Below are 19,404 nucleotides of genomic sequence, written 5' to 3'. Positions count from 1 at the left end.
GGTTATACAGCTTCCGGTTCTACCTGGCGCGGCGCGCCTTTTTCGTCCAGCGCCACCATGATGAAATGGGCGTCGGTGACCTTTTGGCGCTCCTGCGTAAACTGCCTGCGGACCCAGCATTCGACATAGAGTGTCATGGAGGTGCGACCGACGTGGCTGATGGATGTGTAGATGCACACGGTATCGCCGACCTTGACCGGCCGCTTGAAGCTGACTTCTTTGACCGCTGCTGTGACCGTGCGGCCTTTCGCACGCTCGGAAGAGCGGATGCCAGCGGCTGCGTCCATCTGTGCCAAAACCCAGCCACCAAAAATATCTCCGGCGGGATTGGTATCGGCTGGCATGGCAAGTGTGCGTAATGTCAATTCGCCCTGAGGCTCGTCAATCTCAGTCATTGTCTTCCAACTTTCGCCTAGAGGATGGTGGACTCTGCGCTATCGCCGCAATCCTCCATCTAATCGAAATGAGAAATAGGCTCTCAGGGGGGAAAGGTCGAGAGCGCAGGCATGCGCCAGCGACACTGCGGCTTTGCCGAAAAGCTTTACCTTCCGATTTTACGGCTTTTCAGCGACCTCAATCGATGCGATCAGCCGCGCGACATAAGCGGAAAACAGGACGCCCATATCTGTACTGTCGGGCAGCCGCAGCCAGAGCATTTGCAAGCCGTCCATCAGGCCGATAATTTCCGTTGCGATCCCTTGGGGATCGATGTCGGATTTGATCTCATGATTCAGAATGCCTTCTGCAAAGATGCTGGCCAGTTTGTGGCGCAGTTGCAGGCTACGTTTGTGAAACCACGCCTGGGCCGGGTGCCCTGCAAGCAGGCTTTCGGCGTTAAGGATCGAAAATGCCCGCACAACCCCCTCCGATTGCATGTTTTGGTTGGTGACCTCAACCAATAGGCCGAGGAAATCGCGCCAATGCGGGGTTTTCTTGTTTAAGTCCGGCGCTGTCTCTTTGTCTCGTCGTTCCAGGATCGCCAGGAGAAGGTCAACCTTGGTCGGAAAATAATGCAGAAGACCAGGAAGAGACAGGCCGACATCCTCAGCAATGTCTGCGATTGCAGCATTTTGAAAGCCATCCTTGGCAAAACGGTTGAGCGCAGCCTGCAGGATTTCTTCTCGCCGCGCGGCCCCTTTCACCGAATTCCGGCGGCGGCCTGCGACCGTATCGACGGGAGTGCGGCCTGCATCGGATATGTCCTGTCTTGCCATTTATCTCACTTTCAGGTTGCATCGCATGCCCTCCTTAGAGCTTGTCTTGGGAAAAGTGGAACCCAATTTTCTGAAAAGACAAACGAAAACGTAAGAGGCCAAGGGTGATGGCTCAATCCGAACCTGATCGCCTTTGGAGCTCAATCGAAAACCGGGTGAAGGCAGACAGGATCTCTTGCGAGAAATAATAATACCGAGTAGTTGGTAGGTAAATAGGGAGGAGTATCACATGATCGACAATCTGCTTGATGAGATGACCCTTGAGGAGCAGGTTTCCGTGCTATCAGGTGCGGATTTCTGGACCACTGTGCCGGTGGAGCGGCTCGGTATTCCAAAGATCAAGGTGACTGACGGGCCAAACGGCGCGCGCGGCGGCGGGTCACTGGTTGGCGGCGTCAAGGCGACATGCTATCCCGTGGCGATTGCGCTCGGTGCCACCTGGAACCCGGCGCTTATCGAGGCGATGGGTGTCTCTTTGGCGGGACAGGTTAAGAGCAAGGGTGCGAGCGTCCTTCTCGCGCCAACCGTCAATATCCATCGGTCCGGGTTGAACGGGCGCAATTTCGAATGCTATTCCGAAGACCCGATGCTGACGGCGGCTTTAGCTGTTGCTTATATCAAAGGCGTGCAGAGCCAGGGTGTGGCGGCCACGATCAAGCATTTCGCCGGCAATGAATCCGAGATCGAACGGCAGACGATGTCCTCGGATATCGATGAACGCGCCTTGCGCGAAATCTATCTTCTGCCCTTCGAACAGGCGGTGAAAAAGGCGGGTGTTATGGCGGTTATGTCCTCCTATAACCGGCTGAACGATACCTATACAAGCGAACATAACTGGTTGTTGACGGATGTGCTGCGCGAGCAATGGGGCTTTGACGGCATTGTCATGTCCGACTGGTTCGGCTCGCATTCCACATCAGACACCATCAATGCCGGGCTTGATCTGGAAATGCCCGGCCCAACTCGTGATCGTGGTGAAAAGCTGGTTCAAACGGTTCGAGCCGGTGCAGTCAGGCCGGAAACGGTACGCGAAGCGGCGGGGCGCATTCTCACTCTGCTGGAGCGTGTCGGGGCGTTTTCATTCGTGCCTGACCTGTCCGAACATGCCGAAGATCTTCCCGCTGATCGGGCGTTAATCCGCAAAATTGGCGCTGAAGGTGCGGTCCTTCTGAAGAATGACAACATCCTGCCGTTGGAAAAAGCTTCCCTAAAGCGTGTCGCGGTTATTGGGCCAAATGCGGCTGTTGCCCGGGTGATGGGCGGCGGCAGCGCCCAGATCAATGCACATTATACAATCAGCCCGCTGGAGGGCATTCGCGCGGCTTTGCAAGGCACTGCTGATGTGCAGCACAGTGTGGCCTGCGGCAATAGCCGGTTGGTCAAGCTGTTCTCGCAGCCGGTCACTGTCGAGTATTTCAAGGGCATCAATTGTAAGGGTACTCCTGTTGCAACGGAAGCGGTGCAGACAGGGGAGTTTTTCTGGTTCGAACTGCCCTCGCCGGATCTGTCTCTGACGGATTTCTCAGTGCGTTTCACCGGCACCTTCACGCCGCAGGAGGATGGTCCGCATCTGCTGGGCATGACCAATTCTGGCCTTGCGAAGCTATATGTCGATGAAGAACTTGTCATTGACGGCTATACCGATTGGAAGCGCGGCGAGAATTTTTTCGGCACCGCCAATGATGAAATTCGGCACTCGGTGGAGATGAAGGCTGGCCGTAGTTACGCAATCAAGGTTGAATACCTGTCGCCACCGCCAGAGGAATACGGCATCCATATCACCGCGATTCGCTTCGGCATCGAAAGAATTCTCGGTGAAGACGCGATGATGGAAGCAGTAGAATGTGCAAGAGGCGCGGATGTGGCGCTGCTCTTTGTCGGGCGCGAGGGACAATGGGATACGGAAGGTCTCGATCTGCCCGATATGCGCCTGCCGGGCCGCCAGGAGGAATTGATCGAGCGTGTCAGCGCCGTTAATCCGAATTGCATTGTTGTGCTGCAAACCGGTGGACCGGTTGAAATGCCTTGGTTGGAAAAGGTCAAGGCGGTGCTTCAGGTCTGGTATCCCGGCCAGGAGTTTGGCAATGCTGTTGCCGATATGCTGTTTGGCGATCAGGAACCGGGCGGGCGTCTACCGCAAACGTTTCCAAAGCAGTTGTCGGATAATTCCGCCATCACAAATGACCCGTCGATCTATCCCGGCAAAGATGGCCATGTGCGCTATGAGGAAGGGGTCTTTGTCGGTTACCGTCATCACGACAGCCGTAACATCGAGCCGCTTTTCCCCTTCGGGTTCGGGCTTGGCTATACCAGTTTTGAGTGGGATGAGCCAAAGGCCTCCGCGTCCGAAATGACGGAATCCGGCGTGACAGTCTCCGTCAGGGTCTCCAATACCGGAAAACGGGCGGGGTCCGATGTGGTGCAGCTTTATGTCCAAGCACCTGTCTCTGGCGTTGAACGTCCATTGAAGGAGTTGCGGGCCTTCGCCAAGATTGCCCTGGAGCCAGGTGAAAGCGGCGAAGTGACCCTTGAAATCAACCCCCGCGACCTGAGTTATTACGATGTCGATGCAGCGGCATTCCGGGCGGTAGCGGGTCAGTATCGGCTACTAATCGGTGCCCATGCCCAGGACATCCGCAGCACCATTACCATAGCTAATCCGCAGGACTGGCTTGGCGCTGTTGGCGACAGGACGATCTAATCGGTGCCTTAAATCCTTATCCGGGCTTCAAATCCATCCTGTCGCCCGCTGGCGGGCGACAGGATATCAAAACGGGCATTCATCTGCTCTGCCAAACGCTCGATAATCGACAAGCCGAGGCCCGATCCGGGTGTGGTGGCATTGGCGCGTTGGAAGCGTTTTCGGATTGCCACCAGTTGCTCGGGTGGCAAAACCGGTGAACCGTTGACGACGCGGATCGTGCCATCTTCGCCAACCGTCACCTCAACCGGCACGCCCTGTGTTCCATGTCGCACAGCATTCTCGATCATGTTACGGATGACGATGGCAAAGGCATCTTCGCTGACGGAGCGTGGCAGGGTTGCTGTTGGCGGGCGGCGATAAACAATGGCATTTCCTGTGGCGCGCTGGAAATCCTCCACGACAAGATCGAGCACGGGTACGAGATCGACAGGCTGCCCGGTTGAGCCGATGCCCGCTTCTGCACGAGACAATTGCAACAGTTTTTCCGCCAAGCTGGCAAGCTTTTGCAGCGAGGTTTCAACCTGACTTGCCCTAGCGCGGGCTTCCGGCTCCTTCAACTGGGACAGCATCAATTGCGTCTGCGCCAGAGCGCCGGCAATGGGGGTGCGCAATTCGTGGGCGCTGTTTGCGGTAAATTCGCGCTCGGCATCCAAAGCGGACCGTAATCGGGTGAGCAGAAGATTGACGGAACGTCCTATGGGCTGCAATTCCTTGGGCAGCGGGCTAAGGTCGATTTCCACCAGATTGCCGTGGTCCTTCCCGCTGATTTCCTGCCGAAACTGTTCGACGGGAAGCAGCGAACGGCGGATGATCAACCAGGCGGCTAAAACGCTGAGTGGGACGAGCGCAATCACTGGCAGCAACATGGCAAGACCCGCCGCAAGAGCCGAGATATGCCTATGTTTCATCGAGTCGGCCACCTGAACGATGATCGTGTCGCTGACCGCTGTGGTCGTATAGATCCGGTATTTGTCGTTTTGCCAGAAACCGGGTGTCAGCGGCGCTGGCAGGGGGGCTGCTGCCTCGGTATGGGAGTGCATCAGCACTCGACCGCTTGCGTCCCTCACCTGATAGATAAGGTATCCATCGGAATTGGGATCGACAGTGCTGAGGATTTGCACGGGGCTTTTCAGCGGGTCGCGCTGCATGATGTCATCGACGACCAATGGCAAAAGCCTGTCGCCGGTCTCCTGCAGAGCGCTGTCGAAAATCTCGCCAAACTCAGCCTGCATGACGATGGCGCCACAGCTTGCCGCCACCAGCCAAAGCACGGTAATCGCGCCGGAAAGCCACAAGAGAAGTTTCCGGGTCATGCTCGGCTTGGTCATGCCGCCCCCGCAATGCTGTAGCCAACGCCGCGGACCGTTACCAAGCGATCCTTGCCAATTTTCTTGCGCAGCCGACTGACATAGACTTCCACCGTATTGCTTTCGATTTCCGATCCGAATGCATAGAGGGCTTCCTCGATGCGGGATTTGGAGACCACAGCGCCGGGCCTTGCCAAAAGCGCATCAAGTACCGCCCATTCCCGGCTGGAGAGGCTAATGGCCTCGGCACCATCGGCAATACGCCGCTCGGTGGGGTTGATTTCCAATGTGCCGATGCGAATGATTGGATTTGGCTTTGCGGCGTAGCGGCGCGCGACAGCCAATATGCGCGCCGTCAACTCATCGAGATTGAATGGCTTGACCAGATAATCGTCAGCACCAGAGTTGAGGCCCTCGATCCGATCCGAGATCTGGTCATGGGCGGTGAGGATAATGATCGGGGTCACGTCGCCATGGTCGCGCAACCGTTTCAGGAAGTCGATGCCGTTGCCGTCAGGCAAACGCAGGTCAAGCAGGATCAGGCCATAGGCAACGGTTCTGGTACAGGCCTCAGCGTCCTGTAGCCCCTTCATCCAGTCCACAGCATGACCGGCTGCCCCTACATGATCGCGAATGGCCTGACCCAGAACAGCGTCATCCTCTACAAGTAATACCCGCATGCATATCTCCGATCAGAACGGCAGAGGCGCAAGACGCCCGAAATAAAAAGCTTTTGACGTTCTTTATGACACCTAGCTTAAGCGGGTCGAAATTTCAGAAAAAACTTGGAAGGCTGCACACAGCGGATCTTCAGCTTGGTGTCAGCGCAACCGACGATAAAGGGCAGTCGCGTTGATAAACGGCATTTTCTACGTTCGTTGTCTGCGTACGGCGACAGTTCCCCGAAGCAGTTGATGGGTTGGTAGACAGAAGGGTCGATATGAAGATTGTGCTGATTGCGTTGTCTATCACTCTGGCTCTGGCAGGCCCGATTCTGGCTGGGGAAAAATGCGCGGTGCCGCTGAAAGAATGGCAACCCCGAGAGAGTTTGCAGAGAAAGCTTGAAGGAGAGGGCTGGAATGTTCGCTCCATCAGGAGCGGCGACGGGTGCTATGAGGCCCACGCTGTCGATTCCAGCGGCAACGCAATCGAAGCTTATTTCGATCCGAAAACGTTTAAGCCGATTGACCAGAAAGACTGAGCACTTTGATACGGTCATCTATCGCCCCATTCCATAGCGGAACAACAAAATTGGGCAAAAAAAAGCGCCGCGTTTTGAGGCGCGGCGCTAAAGCAATTCCCGAAGTCGAGGGGACTTCTTCGGGCGGCCACAGGTTGGGCGAATGGATCTCAGAATGGCAGAGGGGACGCCGGAGGAAGATCCATTCCCTGTGAGAAACAATGTAGAACCAGTTTCTTACCTTAATATTAATTAAATCTAATAAAATGGAATCTCATATATCTTTTTTGGAAATCCGTCCCTCGAGCAGGTCGATCTGTATCTGCTGCAATTCGGCCAAGCGCGCCCATTGATGGGCCATCTGATGGTCGATCTTTTCATGCAATTGGCGGATTTCGAGTTCGGCGCGCAAGTTGATCATGTAATCGTTTTCCGCCCGCTGCCTATCCTTTTCTTCCTGGCGCTTCTGGCTCATCATGATGATTGGCGCCTGCATTGCGGCGACACAGGACAGTAGCAGATTCAGGAGGATGTAGGGATAGGGGTCAAAAGGCTGAAGAAATAGCCCGATGGAGTTGATTGCCATCCAGGTGACGAGGATGATGGAAAAGATGATGATGAATCGCCACGAACCGCCAAAAGAGGCGACAGCATCCGAGGCGCGATCGCCAAACCGGGTGGGCCGTTCGATCTCCGCCGCCGCAGTCTGAACAGTGGAAACGTCGCGGCCAAGATCGGCGATCACGCGTCGGTCAAGGTCCGAAAGCTCACCGCGTTCTTCCTGAAGCAGTTTTTCGACCCGCTGGCGACGCAATGCTGACAGGTCGTCGTCGCAGATCCGGGCATCGGCGGCCAACGGGCCGCATTGCGCCTCGATCAATTCTATCAACGAAGATCGCATCGAGTTGACGGCATGCAAATGCCTTGGCGGAACGGTTTTATGACAGAGGCAGCATTGATGCGACTGATGGCTGGACGCGGGAGAAATGTTGGACACGCAGGGCTCCGACAGAAAAGACCGGGCGCGACAAAATTGCCGCCCCGGCCCCTGATGCATAGCTTCAAAACTCACTGGAACCAAGAACCGTTTGTGAGCATGCAACTATACGATGCCGCCAGAGCCTCCTTTGACCGCTGGCCGTTCTTCCGCAACTTTGGCGCGGTAACCGGAGGCACGATAAGCCGCGACCGGGTCGATTGCGCCGCCTGCGTCGAGCCGGGCCTTTGCCAGGATCGGCTCCACATCGGTGCGATAGGCGCGCTTCAGTGTTTCGGTTGCCATCAGCGCATCATTATCGTTCTGATGGCCGTCCAGAGCGGCGTGGTCCACCAGCAATGCCTGGGCGTATGCACGGCGGATTTCGTTGGCGCTGGCAATCAGGCTTTCAATCGGATCAGTCACATTATGCGACTGGTCGATCATATGGGCCGGGTGAAAGCCTTCGACGCCTCGATACTGCGCATCCACCAGCTCGTTGAAAACCAGAAATAAACGGTAAGGATCGATGGAACCGGCGTCCAGATCGTCGTCGCCATATTTCGAGTCGTTGAAGTGGAATCCTCCGAGTTTACCGAACTGGATTAGCCGCGCCACGATCATTTCAATATTGGTATTGGGGGCGTGATGTCCAAGGTCGACCAGGCACTGGGCTTTCGGCCCGAGCGTCTGGGCAATCAGGTAGTTGGTCCCCCAATCCTGAACGATGGTGGAATAGAAGGCTGGTTCATACATCTTGTGTTCGGAAAACAGCCGCCAATCATCCGGCAGCTTTTTGTAGATCTCGGCCATCGAGGCGAGGTAGCGCTCGAATGATTTGGTAAAATTGCTCTGGCCGGGGAAGTTGGACCCGTCACCGACCCAGACGGTCAGGGCTTTGGAGCCGAGTTGATCGCCAAGCTCGATACATTCAATATTGTGTTCGATGGCCTGTTGACGGGTTGCGGCGTCAACATGGCTGAGCGACCCGTATTTGTAGGAATGGACCTGATCGGCGGCGTCCGAAAACGTGTTGGAGTTCATGGCGTCGAAGCCAAGGCCAAGAGTTGCGGCCTTGGCTGTCAATTCCTTCGGATCGGCCTTGTCCCAGGGGATGTGCAGCGAGACTTTCGGTGTGGCGCGGGTCAATTGCTGGATGACGCCGCAATCATCGAGCTTGTCGAAGATGTGACGCGGTTCGCCTAGTCCGGGAAAGCGGGCAAAGCGTGTGCCGCCGGTGCCGACCCCCCAGGAGGGCACGGCGACGAAAAACTCGGAAACGGATTTGGTGATAGCGTCGATGTCGATATTGCTACGCGCCAGCTTTTCGCCAAGCGCGCTATAGTCCGATGTCAGCGCATTTGTCCGCTTGTCATTTTCTGCGGCAACTGCGTCCGCAGTGATGTTCAGGTCTGTCATGCTTTCCTCCCAAGGATGCATTCTCTTTTACCAGAGGTTTAGCGCGTAAAACTCTGGGCGTTGCCCGCATCGACATTGATGATATTGCCGGTCGATTTTGCCGACGCATCCGAAGCCAGGAAGTAGATGGCTTCGGCAATATCTTCAGGAAATACGTTCAGCTTCAGCATCGAGCGCTTGCGATAATGTTCCTCGAGATCGTCCACCTCGATCTTGGAGGATGCCGCGCGCTGTTCTCGCCATTCGCCATTCCAAATTTTTGAACCCCGAAGCACGGCATCCGGATTGACGGTGTTGACGCGGATTCCGGCATCGGCGCCTTCCAGCGCCAGGCAACGCGCTAGATGAATTTCCGCTGCCTTGGCCGTGCAATAGGCCGAGGCATTGGGGGAAGAGGCAAGACCATTTTTCGAGGCGACAAACACGACATTGCCACCCAATGCCTGCCTGCGGAATAGTCGGAAGGCTTCCCGTGACACTAGAAAGTAACCGGTGGCGAGAATATCGATATTCTTGTTCCACATCGCAAGCGTGGTGTCTTCGACGGGGGCGGACGAGGCAATGCCCGCATTCGACACCAGAATATCCACCCCACCGAATTCGACACTGGCCTCGGCAAAGGCGCTGATCACGGCATCTTCGCGGGTGACGTCCAGTTGAACTGAGCGTATGGCATCACCGCCATGGCGTTTGGTGAAATCAGCGGTCGTCTCAGAAAGTGCGGCAGCGTCAATGTCGGCCAGCACAACGCAAGCTCCTTCAGCCACTAGCCGCTCCGCCGTAGCCCTGCCAATGCCGCCCGCGCCACCGGTGACGAAAGCAACCTTTCCGGCCAGGCTTTTCGGCTTGAGCATCCGTTGCAGCTTTGCTTCTTCCAGCAGCCAATATTCGATATCGAAGGCTTCCTGCTCCGGCAGGCCCTGATATTCAGAGACGGTCGATGCGCCTCGCATGACGTTGATGGCATTGACGTAGAATTCACCAGCGATCCGCGCCGTTGCCTTGTCCTTGGCGAAAGACAGCATCCCGACGCCCGGAATGAGGAAGATCACCGGATTGGGATCACGGATTTTCGGAGAATTGTCGTGTTTGCAGCTCTCATAATAGCGCTGGTAATCAGCGCGATAAGCCTCAAGGGCGGAATCGAGACCGGCAAGCACGGCATCCACATCCGGCTGGCTCGGATTGAAATCCACGATCAGCGGCCGGATTTTGGTGCGCAGGAAATGATCAGGGCAGGAGGTTCCCAGCGCGCCGAGTGGCTGGAGATGATTGGAATTGACGAATTCCAGCACTGCATCCTGATCGTCGAAATGTCCAAGCTTGCGCTCCGCCTTGCCGATCCGTCCGCGAATTTCCGGCATCAGCCTGGCGGCAATGGCGCGACGTTCGGCTGAAGGAAGGCTTTCCTTGGCCGTGCCGCCAAAAATCACCTTGCCTTCTGTTTCCCGAGCAAACCACTGGATGGCTTTATTGATGATATCAAGCGTCAGCTCGTAGCAGGCCTTGGCGTCATTATCCCAGGTGAACAGGCCATGGCTTTCCAGCACGACGCCCTTGGCCTGCGGATTGGCCTTGACGAAGGCTTCCAGATCGAGGCCAAGCTGAAAGCCGGGGCGCCGCCAGGGCAGCCAGCCGATCTCATCGCCAAAGATCACTTTTGTCAGCTCTCTGGAGTTCTTCGACGCGGCAATGGCGATGATCGCATCCGGATGCATGTGATCGACATGGGTAAATGGCACGAAACCATGCAACGGCGTATCGATGGAAGCCGCACGCGGATTGAGGTTGAATGTGCAATGAGGGAGAAAGCCGACCATGCGGTCTTCATCGTCAACGCCTTGGTATATAACTTTCAGCGCCTCAAGCTTGTCTTGGTAGAGCGTTGCGAAACCGTCGAGCTTGATGGTGCCGACATCGCCGCCGGACCCTTTGACCCACAAAACCTTGACCGTCTGGCCGGTGAGCGGATCGGTTTCCATGACCTTGGCCGAGGTGTTGCCGCCACCATAATTGGTAATGCGCTTGTCGGCGCCAAGCAGATTGGACCGATAGAGCAGCTTGCCTGCCTCATCCAGCGTTTCGGCGTAGACATCATCCCAGCGATTGTCGAGAAGGCGGGGTTGGCCCGCTGCGGTTTGGCCCGTCATGGAAGTCCTCCCAAATGTGATTTTAAGGCCCGCCATATCGGCGAACGCTCCATCCTGTTATGGGTATCGCGCAAATTTATCGCGTGTGTCAATCATAAACGATCATAAATGTTCATTGTGCGTTGCAATATAATCTATTTTGATCGTTTATGATTGACATGTTCAATCTGTTAAGCCTAAAACTCGCTCAGGAGGACCCCATGCACGAACGCGAACGCCATCGCATTATACTCAGCGCCATACAGGAAAAGCCTGTGGTGACGGTGCAGGATATTGCCGAATTGACGGATGCGTCCGAAGCAACCATCCGGCGCGACATTGCATCCCTGCATGTCCAGGGGAAATTACGCCGGGTGCGGGGTGGGGCGGAAGCAGTACATCCTCCGCAGCAGGGCAATCTGGCGGCCCGACCGTTCAGGGTGTCGGAATCGGTCAATATCGATAAGAAACGCGCAATTGCGCGAGCCGCTGTTGAACTCTGCGAGGAAGGCGATTCGATCATCATCAATGGTGGAACCACCACCTTTCAGATGGTGCATTTCATGTCAGCGCGCCGCTTGCAGGTGATGACCAATTCCTTTGCCATCGCCGAGCATCTGGTCAAACATTCGAAATGCACGATCAATGTGCCGGGCGGCGCGATCTACCGGGATCAAAGCCTGATCCTGTCGCCTTTCGAGAATGATGCGATCCGCAATTTCTATGCACGCCGGATGTTCATCGGTGCGCAGGGCATTTCCGCGCTGGGCGTGATGGAGCCGGATGCGCTGGTGATCCAGAGCGAGCAACGGTTGATGCGCCAGGCCGACGAACTGATCGTCATGGTCGATTCGACGAAATTCACGCGGCGTTCCAGCATGATTTTATGCGGGCTGGATGCCGTATCAACCATCATTACCGATGACGGCGTGCCTGAAGAGGCAGCTCATATGGTGGAGGCGGCTGGAATAAAGCTTTTGACGGTCCGGGCTTCGACCTCGGCCGACAGGGAGGACGCCCCTTCGGTCGCTTGAGGAAGCGATACGCCGGTTGGGGCTAACGGGTTCAACATCTGGGAGGATAAAGACATGAAAATTTCAAGACGATTGTTCGGGGCGGCGGCGATTGCCTTCGTCACGACGGCGGGCATGGCGCATGCCGCCGACATGAAGATCGCTATCGTGGTGAAATCGCTCGGCAACGGTTTCTTCGAGGCAGCCAATAAAGGCGCGGAAGAGGCAGCCAAGGAACTGGGTGGCGTCAAGATCATTTATACCGGTCCGACGACAACGACGGCTGAAGGCCAGATCGAGGTGATCAATTCCCTGATCGCCCAGGGCGTCGATGCCATCGCCATTTCCGCCAATGACCCGGATGCCGTGGTTCCTGCCCTGAAGAAAGCTGCGCAGCGCGGCATCAAGGTGATTTCCTGGGATTCCGGCGTGGCGCCTGCTGGCCGTATCATGCATCTCAACCCGTCTTCGAACGAGTTGATCGGCAAGATGTGCCTGAAACTGGCCGCCGACCATCTGGCTGATGGCAAGGGCGATTTCGCCATCCTGTCGGCCACCACCACCTCGACCAACCAGAATATCTGGATTGCCGAGATGAAGAAACAGTTGAAGGATTTCCCCGGCCTCAACCTCACCACCACGGTCTATGGTGATGACCTTGCCGACAAGAGCTACCGTGAAGCCAATGGTATCCTGACCTCCCATCCGAATGTGAAGGTTATCGTTGCTCCGACCACGGTTGGCGTCTTGGCTGCCGCGCAGGCGGTCAAGGACGCAGGCAAGATCGGTCAGGTCTATGTGACCGGTCTTGGCCTGCCATCGGAAATGGCTGGCGCGATCAAGTCCGGTGCCACCAAGGAATTCGCGATCTGGAACCCTATTGATCTCGGCTATTCGGCCACCCAGATTGCCTATCATCTGGTGAAAGGTGACGCGACCGGCAAGCCCGGCAGCGAGGTTCTGGCTGGAAGAATGGGCAAGATCAAGATCGGCGACAATGGTGAAGCGGCGATGGCTGATCCCTTCGTCTACGATGCCAAGAATATCGATCAGTTCTCAAAAATCTTCTGATCCAGCAGTCCTCTATCTTGAAGTCTAAGGCAATTGAACCCGGCGGCAGCTGCCGCCGGGAACCCTTATCCGTTCCTGGTCTTTTTGGCCTGATCTGGTGCAATCGATGATGAGTGTCCAAACCACAAAGCTTGATGCAGTACCGCTCGGTGATCGCGCACCGATACTGGAGATGCGCGGCATTTCGCAGATCTTTCCGGGTGTGAAGGCGCTGGATAGCGTGAATATCGCCCTTTATCCCGGCGAGGTGACGGCATTGATCGGCGAAAATGGCGCCGGTAAATCGACGCTGGTCAAAATCCTGACGGGCATTTACCGGCCCAATGAGGGGGAGATCGTCATTGATGGTTCGCCGGTGACCTTCGCCAATGCCCAGGCTGCCATCGATGCGGGCGTGACGGCCATCCATCAGGAAACCGTGCTGTTTGATGAGTTGAGTGTTGCGGAAAACATCTTTCTCGGCCATGCGCCGAAAACCCGTTTCGGCTTCATCGACTGGAACGGCATCAACACCAAAGCCAGGGCGCTGATGGATCGGCTGGAAAGCAAGATCGATCCGACCATTAAATTGAAGGATCTCTCCATTGCCCAGCGGCATCTGGTGGCGATTGCGCGCGCACTTTCGGTTGAAGCGCGGATCGTTATCATGGACGAGCCGACGGCTGCCCTGTCACGTAAGGAAATCGATGATCTGTTTCGCATCGTTGAAGGGCTGAAGCGGGATGGCAAGGCAATCCTGTTCATCAGTCACAAGTTTGATGAAGTCTATGAAATCGCCGAAAATTACGCGGTATTCCGCGATGGGAAAATGGTCGGTGCGGGGCGACTGCAATCAACACCACAGGACGAGATCGTTCGGCTGATGGTTGGCCGGGATGTGCATGATGCTTTTCCAAAGATTGACGTTTCCATCGGCGCGGCGGTGCTTTCCGTTTCTCGCTATTGTCATGATACCGAATTTCGCGACATTTCCTTCGACTTGCGCAAGGGCGAAATCCTGGGTTTTTACGGCTTGATTGGGGCGGGGCGTTCCGAGTTATGCCAGTCGCTGTTTGGCATCACTCACCCGGCTTCAGGCACGGTGACGCTGGAGGGCAGGGCGCTCGATATTCGCTCGCCCGCTGACGCCATTGCCGCTGGCATCGTCTATGTGCCGGAAGAGCGCGGGCGTCATGGGTTGGCGCTGCAAATGCCGATTTACCAGAATATGTCGCTTCCATCGCTGGCGCGTGTTTCGGCCCGCGGCTTTCTTAAGGTTGTCAATGAGTTGGCTCTGGCACGCCACTATGCCGAGCGGCTGGACCTGCGGGCGGCGGCGCTGTCCGTGCCGGTTGGTACGCTGTCGGGTGGCAATCAGCAGAAAGTGGTGATTGGCAAATGGCTGGCCACCAAGCCGAAGGTCATCATTCTCGATGAGCCAACCAAGGGGATCGATATCGGCTCCAAGGCCGCTGTGCATGGTTTTATCTCCGAACTCGCGGCGGAGGGCCTGTCAATCATCATGATTTCCTCCGAACTGCCGGAGATCCTCGGCATGTCCGACCGGGTCATGGTGATGCGTGAGGGATTGCAGGCTGGAATTTTTGAGCGGGAGGCGCTGACACCGGAAGTTCTGGTGCGGGCGGCAACCGGCAATGCGTGAGGTTTGACAATGAAAAGCCTGCTGAAACACCGCGAGATAGCATTGGGTGTCATTATCCTCCTGCTGATCGCTGGGTTCGCCACCCGGGCAGACGGTTTTGCCTCGCCTGGCAATCTGGCGACGATCTTCAATGATACGTCGATCCTGATCATTCTGGCGCTGGCGCAGATGACTGTGATCCTCACCAAATCGATCGATCTGTCGGTTGCGGCCAATCTGGCCTTTTCCGGCATGGCGGTGGCGATGATGGATTCGAATTTTCCGGGCCTGCCGCTGGTGCTGCTGATTGGCATGGCCGTGCTGATCGGGGCGGCCCTCGGCGCGATTAATGGCTATCTCGTCTGGCTGTTGCAAATCCCGCCCATCGTCGTGACGTTGGGTACGCTGACGATTTATCGCGGCATGGCTTTCGTGCTGTCGGGCGGGGCCTGGGTCAACGCTCATCAGATGACGCCAGATTTCCTCAACCTGCCGCGCATTGTCATCATGGGGCTTCCGGTTCTGGCATGGATAGCAGTTATCGTGGTCATCGCCATGGCCGTTGTGCTGGGACGCACCACCTTTGGCCGCGCCACCTATGCGGCCGGGGGGAATGCGATGGCTGCCGTTTATGCCGGAATCGATATCGGATGGACACGTTTTCTGGCCTTCGTGCTATCAGGCGGACTTGCTGGCCTCTGCGGCTATCTCTGGGTGTCGCGCTACGCGGTTGCCTATGTGGATATTGCCAGCGGTTTCGAATTGGACAGCGTGGCAGCTTGCGTTATCGGCGGCATTTCGATCGCCGGTGGCATTGGCTCGGTCGCCGGCACCGTGCTGGGGGCTTTGTTTCTGGGCGTTATCAAGAATGCATTGCCTGTCATCGGCATTTCGCCCTTCGCCCAGATGGCAATATCGGGTGTGGTGATTGTTTTGGCCGTGGTGTTCAACGCCCGGGCCGAACGCAGAAAGGGCCGGATCATCCTGCGCGACAGGGCCGCGGGCAGTACGGTTCAGGAGGTTACGGCATGACAATGGCACCTGTTGAACAAACCCCGGCCAAGCGCCGCATTCCCGACAAGCTAGGCACCCCGATACGCCGCCTGCTGGCCAGCTGGGAAGTATTGTTGTTGGGTGTCGCAGTCGCGATTTTCATCGCCAACGCGCTGGCCTCCCCTTATTTTTTGGACGCCTGGAACCTGTCGGACGCCACCTTCAATTTCACTGAAAAGGCGATGATCGCTTTTGCCATGGCATTGCTGGTGATTGCCGGTGAGATCGATCTTTCGGTCGCTGCAATCATTGCGCTGGCCTCGACGGCCATGGGCGCCGCCGCCCAGTTGGGTGTCGGCACGCCTGGCCTGGTGATGATCGGTATCGGCGTTGGACTTTTATGCGGGGTTTTCAATGGTGTGTTGGTGGCCGGGCTGAAACTGCCTTCCATCGTCGTCACCATCGGCACGATGAGCCTGTTTCGCGGCATTTCCTATATCGTGCTTGGCGATCAGGCCTATGGAAAATATCCGGAAAGCTTCGCCTATTTCGGCCAGGGCTATGTGGCCTGGGTGTTTTCCTTCGAATTCGTCCTCTTCCTTGTGCTGGCTGCCCTGTTTGCGGTGCTGCTGCATGCCACCAATTTCGGACGTCAGGTCTATGTGATCGGCAATAATCCGCTGGCGGCAAGATTTTCAGGCATTCCGGTCGACCGGGTCAAATTCATCCTGTTTTTGCTGACCGGATTGATGAGCGGCATTGCTGCCGTTTGCCTGACGTCCCGACTAGGTTCGACACGGCCATCCATTGCCCAGGGATGGGAATTGGAAGCCGTCACCATGGTGGTGCTGGGCGGCGTATCGATTGTCGGTGGGGCTGGCACGATTGGCGGCGTGGTGATTGCAGCCTTCGTCATGGGCCTGGTGACATTTGGGCTTGGGCTGCTGAATGTGCCGGGCATTGTCATGTCAATCTTCATCGGCCTGTTGCTGATCATCACCATCGCCCTGCCAATTCTGGCGCGACGGATGCGGGATATGAGGACATGAGCATGGCAGAGACCGAAAAATATGCCTTCAAGATGCAGCTCCATCCAGGCATGGAGGCCGAATATAAAAAGAGGCACGATGCAATCTGGCCCGAACTGGTGGCGTTGTTGCATGAGGCTGGGGTCAGTGATTATTCCATCCATCTCGACCGGGAAACAAACACGCTCTTCGGCCTGCTGACCCGTCACAAAAGCCATGACATGGCCGCACTGCCTGAGCACCCGGTCATGCAGCGCTGGTGGGCGCATATGGGTGATATCATGGCCACCAATCCGGATGGGTCGCCGGTGGCTGTCGATCTCGTACCGGTATTTTACATGTCATGAGCAGTATATCCGAAACCGTCGCCGTCATCGATATTGGCAAGACCAATGCCAAGGTCGTCGTCTTGCAGGCATCGACGGGCTTGGAACTTGGCTGTCGGCGTATGCCAAATACAGTTGTCGGGGAGGGGCCTTATCCGCATTTCGATACGGACAAGCTGTGGTCCTTCATCCTGGATGCTTTGAAAACCTTCGCCGCAGGACCGGGTTTCGATGCAATTTCCATCACCACCCATGGCGCAAGTGCTGCCTTGCTTGACGGTGACGGTGAACTGGCAATGCCGGTGCTGGATTACGAATACCGCTATCCCGAAGCGATTAGTCTTGCCTATGATGCCTTGCGACCGAGTTTTGATGAAACATTTTCACCGCGCCTGCCAGGCGGTCTCAACCTCGGCGCCCAGTTGCATTACCAGAAAACGGCCTTTCCCGAGCTTTTTACCGGGGTTGCGACCATTGTCACCTATCCGCAGTATTGGGCTTTCAGACTGACCGGCGTGGCGGCGAATGAGGCGACCTCGCTGGGATGCCATACGGATTTATGGAGACCACAGCAGGGTTGTTATTCAAGCCTGGTCGAGCGGTTGGAGCTTGGTCCATATCTCGCCCCCTTGCGGTCGGCTTTTGATGCTTTGGGAGAGGTCAAGCAATCACTGGCCGAACAGATAGGTCTCTCACGTCCTGTTCCGGTCTATTGCGGCATTCACGATAGCAATGCGTCGCTGCTGCCGCATCTCTTACGACGTGAAAAACCTTTCACTGTCGTTTCTACTGGCACCTGGATCATCGGATTTGCTGTCGGCAGCACGGTCGCGTATCTCGATCCGGTTCGCGATACCTTGGCCAATGTCGATGCGCATGGCCATGCCGTACCCTCGTGCCGCTATATGGGCGGACGGGAATTCGAAATACTCGTCCAGGGATTGGAGGCCCCGGATGAGGTTGAGATCGAGCGGGCGGCAGAACAGGTGATCAGTGGTGATGTCATGCGCCTGCCAAGCGTAGTCGAGGGCTCCGGTCCTTATCCGACCCGAAACGGTGGATGGACGGTGGTGCCGGAAGGTGCGGCACAGCTCTATGCGGCAGCGAGCCTTTATGCGGCGATGATGACGGCATCGTCGCTGTCGTTGATCGGCGCGATAGGCCCTGTTCTCGTCGAAGGGCCGTTTGCCAAAAACCGTCTCTACCTTCGCGCTCTTGCTGCATGTACCGGGCGTGAGGTTGTGGTGGCTGAAGGTGGAACACCGACGGGGACCGCGGAAGGGGCGGCGCTGTTGACAGGAATGGTAGTGCCAATGCCGCGTGAGATCCATGTCGGCCCGGATCAGCTTGATTTGAAAAAGTATTTTCAGGATTTTCAGGATCGGTGCGGCGTCGTCTTTCCTGAAGCCTCCACGCCAACGTGAAGTGCGGACGATTTTACCCGCTTGGTTTGCGTTTGCCGGCTTGCTAGACATGCGGTGGTGGTGGCTTGTTCCGATAGGACCTGCCGCATCGTCATTTCAGCATGCAGATCGGAGACATCCTCATGAAATTCGTCAGTTTTACCCGACTTGGCCGGGCTGGATTCGGTGCGGTGGTCGGCGGTGGCATCGTCGATCTTACCGGTCGTCTCAGCTATGATTGCCTGACCCTAAAACAGGCGATCCTGGACGATCTCCTGGAAATCGCTGCCGACTATGCCGGTGACCGCAAACCGGAACTGGCATTTTCCGATGTTACCCTCCTGCCGGTCATTCCTGATCCCAGCAAGATCCTGTGCATCGGCGTCAATTACGTCGCCCATCGGGAAGAAACCAAACGGCCTGAAGTTGGGCATCCAACCGTCTTCATTCGCTTTGCCGATAGCCAGATTGGCCATGGCCAGCCGATCATCAAGCCGAGCCAGTCGGATTGCCTCGATTTCGAAGCCGAGCTTGCTGTGGTTATCGGGCGCGGTGGACGCAATATCACTGAGGAAGATGCCATGCAGCATATTGCCGGTTATTCCTGCTATCATGACGGTTCGGTGCGCGACTGGCAGCGCCATAGTTCACAATTTGCGCCTGGCAAGAATTTTCCAGCGACCGGTGCTTTCGGTCCGGCTCTGGTGACAGCGGATGAGGTGGAAGACTATACGCAGCTTTCCATCACGGGGCGCCTCAACGGCCAGGTCGTTCAGCAGGCGACGTTGGCCGACCTGATCTTCCCTATTCCGGCTCTAATTGCTTATCTATCCGCCTTCACACCCTTGTCGGCAGGCGATGTGATCGTCACCGGAACCCCTGGTGGCGTCGGTGAGAGACGCGAGCCGCCCTTGTTCATGAAAGCGGGCGATGTGTTTGAAGTGGATATTCCAGGTGTTGGCCTGCTGGTCAACCCGGTGATCGGCGCGCTCTAAGCCTATAGCTTTTTTCTGGGCGGGC

At 56.5% G+C, this 19,404-nt stretch carries 17 protein-coding genes; 10 read left to right on the top strand and 7 right to left on the bottom strand.

Annotated elements, in window-relative coordinates:
• Positions 1–2: 2 nt before the first annotated feature.
• Together IEI95_RS02125 and IEI95_RS02120 are read right to left on the bottom strand one after the other, a co-directional pair.
• A complete protein-coding gene (locus IEI95_RS02125) occupies positions 3–395 on the bottom strand; it encodes an acyl-CoA thioesterase (RefSeq protein ID WP_012654468.1) in 393 nt (130 codons plus the stop codon).
• 159 nt (positions 396–554) lie between these two features.
• Complete coding sequence (locus IEI95_RS02120) at positions 555–1,214, bottom strand: TetR/AcrR family transcriptional regulator (protein ID WP_156533614.1); 660 nt, start codon at positions 1,212–1,214, stop codon at positions 555–557.
• A gap of 229 nt (positions 1,215–1,443) precedes the next feature.
• Between IEI95_RS02120 and IEI95_RS02115 the strand changes: the two genes are divergently transcribed.
• On the top strand, positions 1,444–3,915 hold the full coding sequence (locus IEI95_RS02115) for a beta-glucosidase (RefSeq protein ID WP_194415716.1): 2,472 nt from the start codon (positions 1,444–1,446) through the stop codon (positions 3,913–3,915).
• A gap of 8 nt (positions 3,916–3,923) precedes the next feature.
• On the opposite strand, the gene IEI95_RS02110 is transcribed toward IEI95_RS02115, so the two are convergent.
• Both IEI95_RS02110 and IEI95_RS02105 read right to left on the bottom strand, forming a co-directional pair.
• Positions 3,924–5,246, bottom strand: a complete 1,323-nt coding sequence (locus IEI95_RS02110) for a sensor histidine kinase (RefSeq protein ID WP_156533616.1) — start codon at positions 5,244–5,246, stop codon at positions 3,924–3,926.
• Complete coding sequence (locus IEI95_RS02105) at positions 5,243–5,905, bottom strand: response regulator transcription factor (protein WP_156533617.1); 663 nt, start codon at positions 5,903–5,905, stop codon at positions 5,243–5,245. Before IEI95_RS02105 ends, IEI95_RS02110 begins: the two co-directional genes overlap by 4 nt.
• A 260-nt stretch (positions 5,906–6,165) precedes the next feature.
• Here IEI95_RS02105 and IEI95_RS02100 point away from each other — a divergent pair, with 260 nt between their 5' ends.
• Complete coding sequence (locus IEI95_RS02100) at positions 6,166–6,426, top strand: PepSY domain-containing protein (RefSeq protein WP_156533618.1); 261 nt, start codon at positions 6,166–6,168, stop codon at positions 6,424–6,426.
• Positions 6,427–6,679: 253 nt separating this feature from the next.
• On the opposite strand, the gene IEI95_RS02095 is transcribed toward IEI95_RS02100, so the two are convergent.
• The 3 genes from IEI95_RS02095 to IEI95_RS02085 all read right to left on the bottom strand — a co-directional run bounded on the left by IEI95_RS02095 (position 6,680) and on the right by IEI95_RS02085 (position 10,950).
• The gene (locus tag IEI95_RS02095) at positions 6,680–7,294 is read right to left on the bottom strand and encodes a DUF1003 domain-containing protein (RefSeq protein WP_234636294.1); all 615 of its coding nucleotides are present in this window, start codon (positions 7,292–7,294) and stop codon (positions 6,680–6,682) included.
• Positions 7,295–7,507: 213 nt separating this feature from the next.
• Positions 7,508–8,800, bottom strand: a complete 1,293-nt coding sequence (rhaI, locus tag IEI95_RS02090; protein WP_156533620.1) for an L-rhamnose catabolism isomerase — start codon at positions 8,798–8,800, stop codon at positions 7,508–7,510.
• A 38-nt stretch (positions 8,801–8,838) separates the two neighbouring features.
• Entirely contained in the window at positions 8,839–10,950 is a 2,112-nt protein-coding gene (locus IEI95_RS02085) for a bifunctional rhamnulose-1-phosphate aldolase/short-chain dehydrogenase (protein ID WP_156533621.1), read from the bottom strand.
• A gap of 200 nt (positions 10,951–11,150) precedes the next feature.
• On the opposite strand from IEI95_RS02085, the gene IEI95_RS02080 reads away from it, so the two are divergent.
• From IEI95_RS02080 to IEI95_RS02045, 8 genes are all read left to right on the top strand, one after another.
• A complete protein-coding gene (locus tag IEI95_RS02080; RefSeq protein ID WP_012654477.1) occupies positions 11,151–11,963 on the top strand; it encodes a DeoR/GlpR family DNA-binding transcription regulator in 813 nt (270 codons plus the stop codon).
• Between the two features lie 54 nt (positions 11,964–12,017).
• Entirely contained in the window at positions 12,018–13,013 is a 996-nt protein-coding gene (gene rhaS / locus IEI95_RS02075) for a rhamnose ABC transporter substrate-binding protein (protein ID WP_194415714.1), read from the top strand.
• Positions 13,014–13,119: 106 nt separating this feature from the next.
• Complete coding sequence (locus tag IEI95_RS02070; RefSeq protein ID WP_194415712.1) at positions 13,120–14,655, top strand: sugar ABC transporter ATP-binding protein; 1,536 nt, start codon at positions 13,120–13,122, stop codon at positions 14,653–14,655.
• Between the two features lie 9 nt (positions 14,656–14,664).
• A complete protein-coding gene (locus IEI95_RS02065; protein ID WP_194415710.1) occupies positions 14,665–15,666 on the top strand; it encodes an ABC transporter permease in 1,002 nt (333 codons plus the stop codon).
• 2 nt (positions 15,667–15,668) lie between these two features.
• Positions 15,669–16,676 carry an ABC transporter permease gene (locus tag IEI95_RS02060; RefSeq protein ID WP_156540270.1) on the top strand — a complete coding sequence of 336 codons (1,008 nt, stop codon included), beginning with the start codon at positions 15,669–15,671 and terminating at the stop codon, positions 16,674–16,676.
• 2 nt (positions 16,677–16,678) lie between these two features.
• Complete coding sequence (rhaM, locus tag IEI95_RS02055; protein ID WP_194415708.1) at positions 16,679–17,002, top strand: L-rhamnose mutarotase; 324 nt, start codon at positions 16,679–16,681, stop codon at positions 17,000–17,002.
• A complete protein-coding gene (locus tag IEI95_RS02050; protein WP_194415706.1) occupies positions 16,999–18,405 on the top strand; it encodes an FGGY-family carbohydrate kinase in 1,407 nt (468 codons plus the stop codon). The genes rhaM and IEI95_RS02050 overlap by 4 nt, the downstream gene beginning before the upstream one ends.
• 122 nt (positions 18,406–18,527) lie before the next feature.
• Complete coding sequence (locus tag IEI95_RS02045; protein WP_194415704.1) at positions 18,528–19,379, top strand: fumarylacetoacetate hydrolase family protein; 852 nt, start codon at positions 18,528–18,530, stop codon at positions 19,377–19,379.
• Positions 19,380–19,404 lie beyond the last annotated feature (25 nt).

Origin of the sequence: Agrobacterium vitis (genome assembly GCF_014926405.1) — a bacterium.
In the GTDB taxonomy this organism is placed as follows: domain Bacteria; phylum Pseudomonadota; class Alphaproteobacteria; order Rhizobiales; family Rhizobiaceae; genus Allorhizobium; species Allorhizobium vitis_H.
Note: the sequence above shows the minus strand (reverse complement) of the source record. Positions and strands in the feature narration are given on the sequence as shown.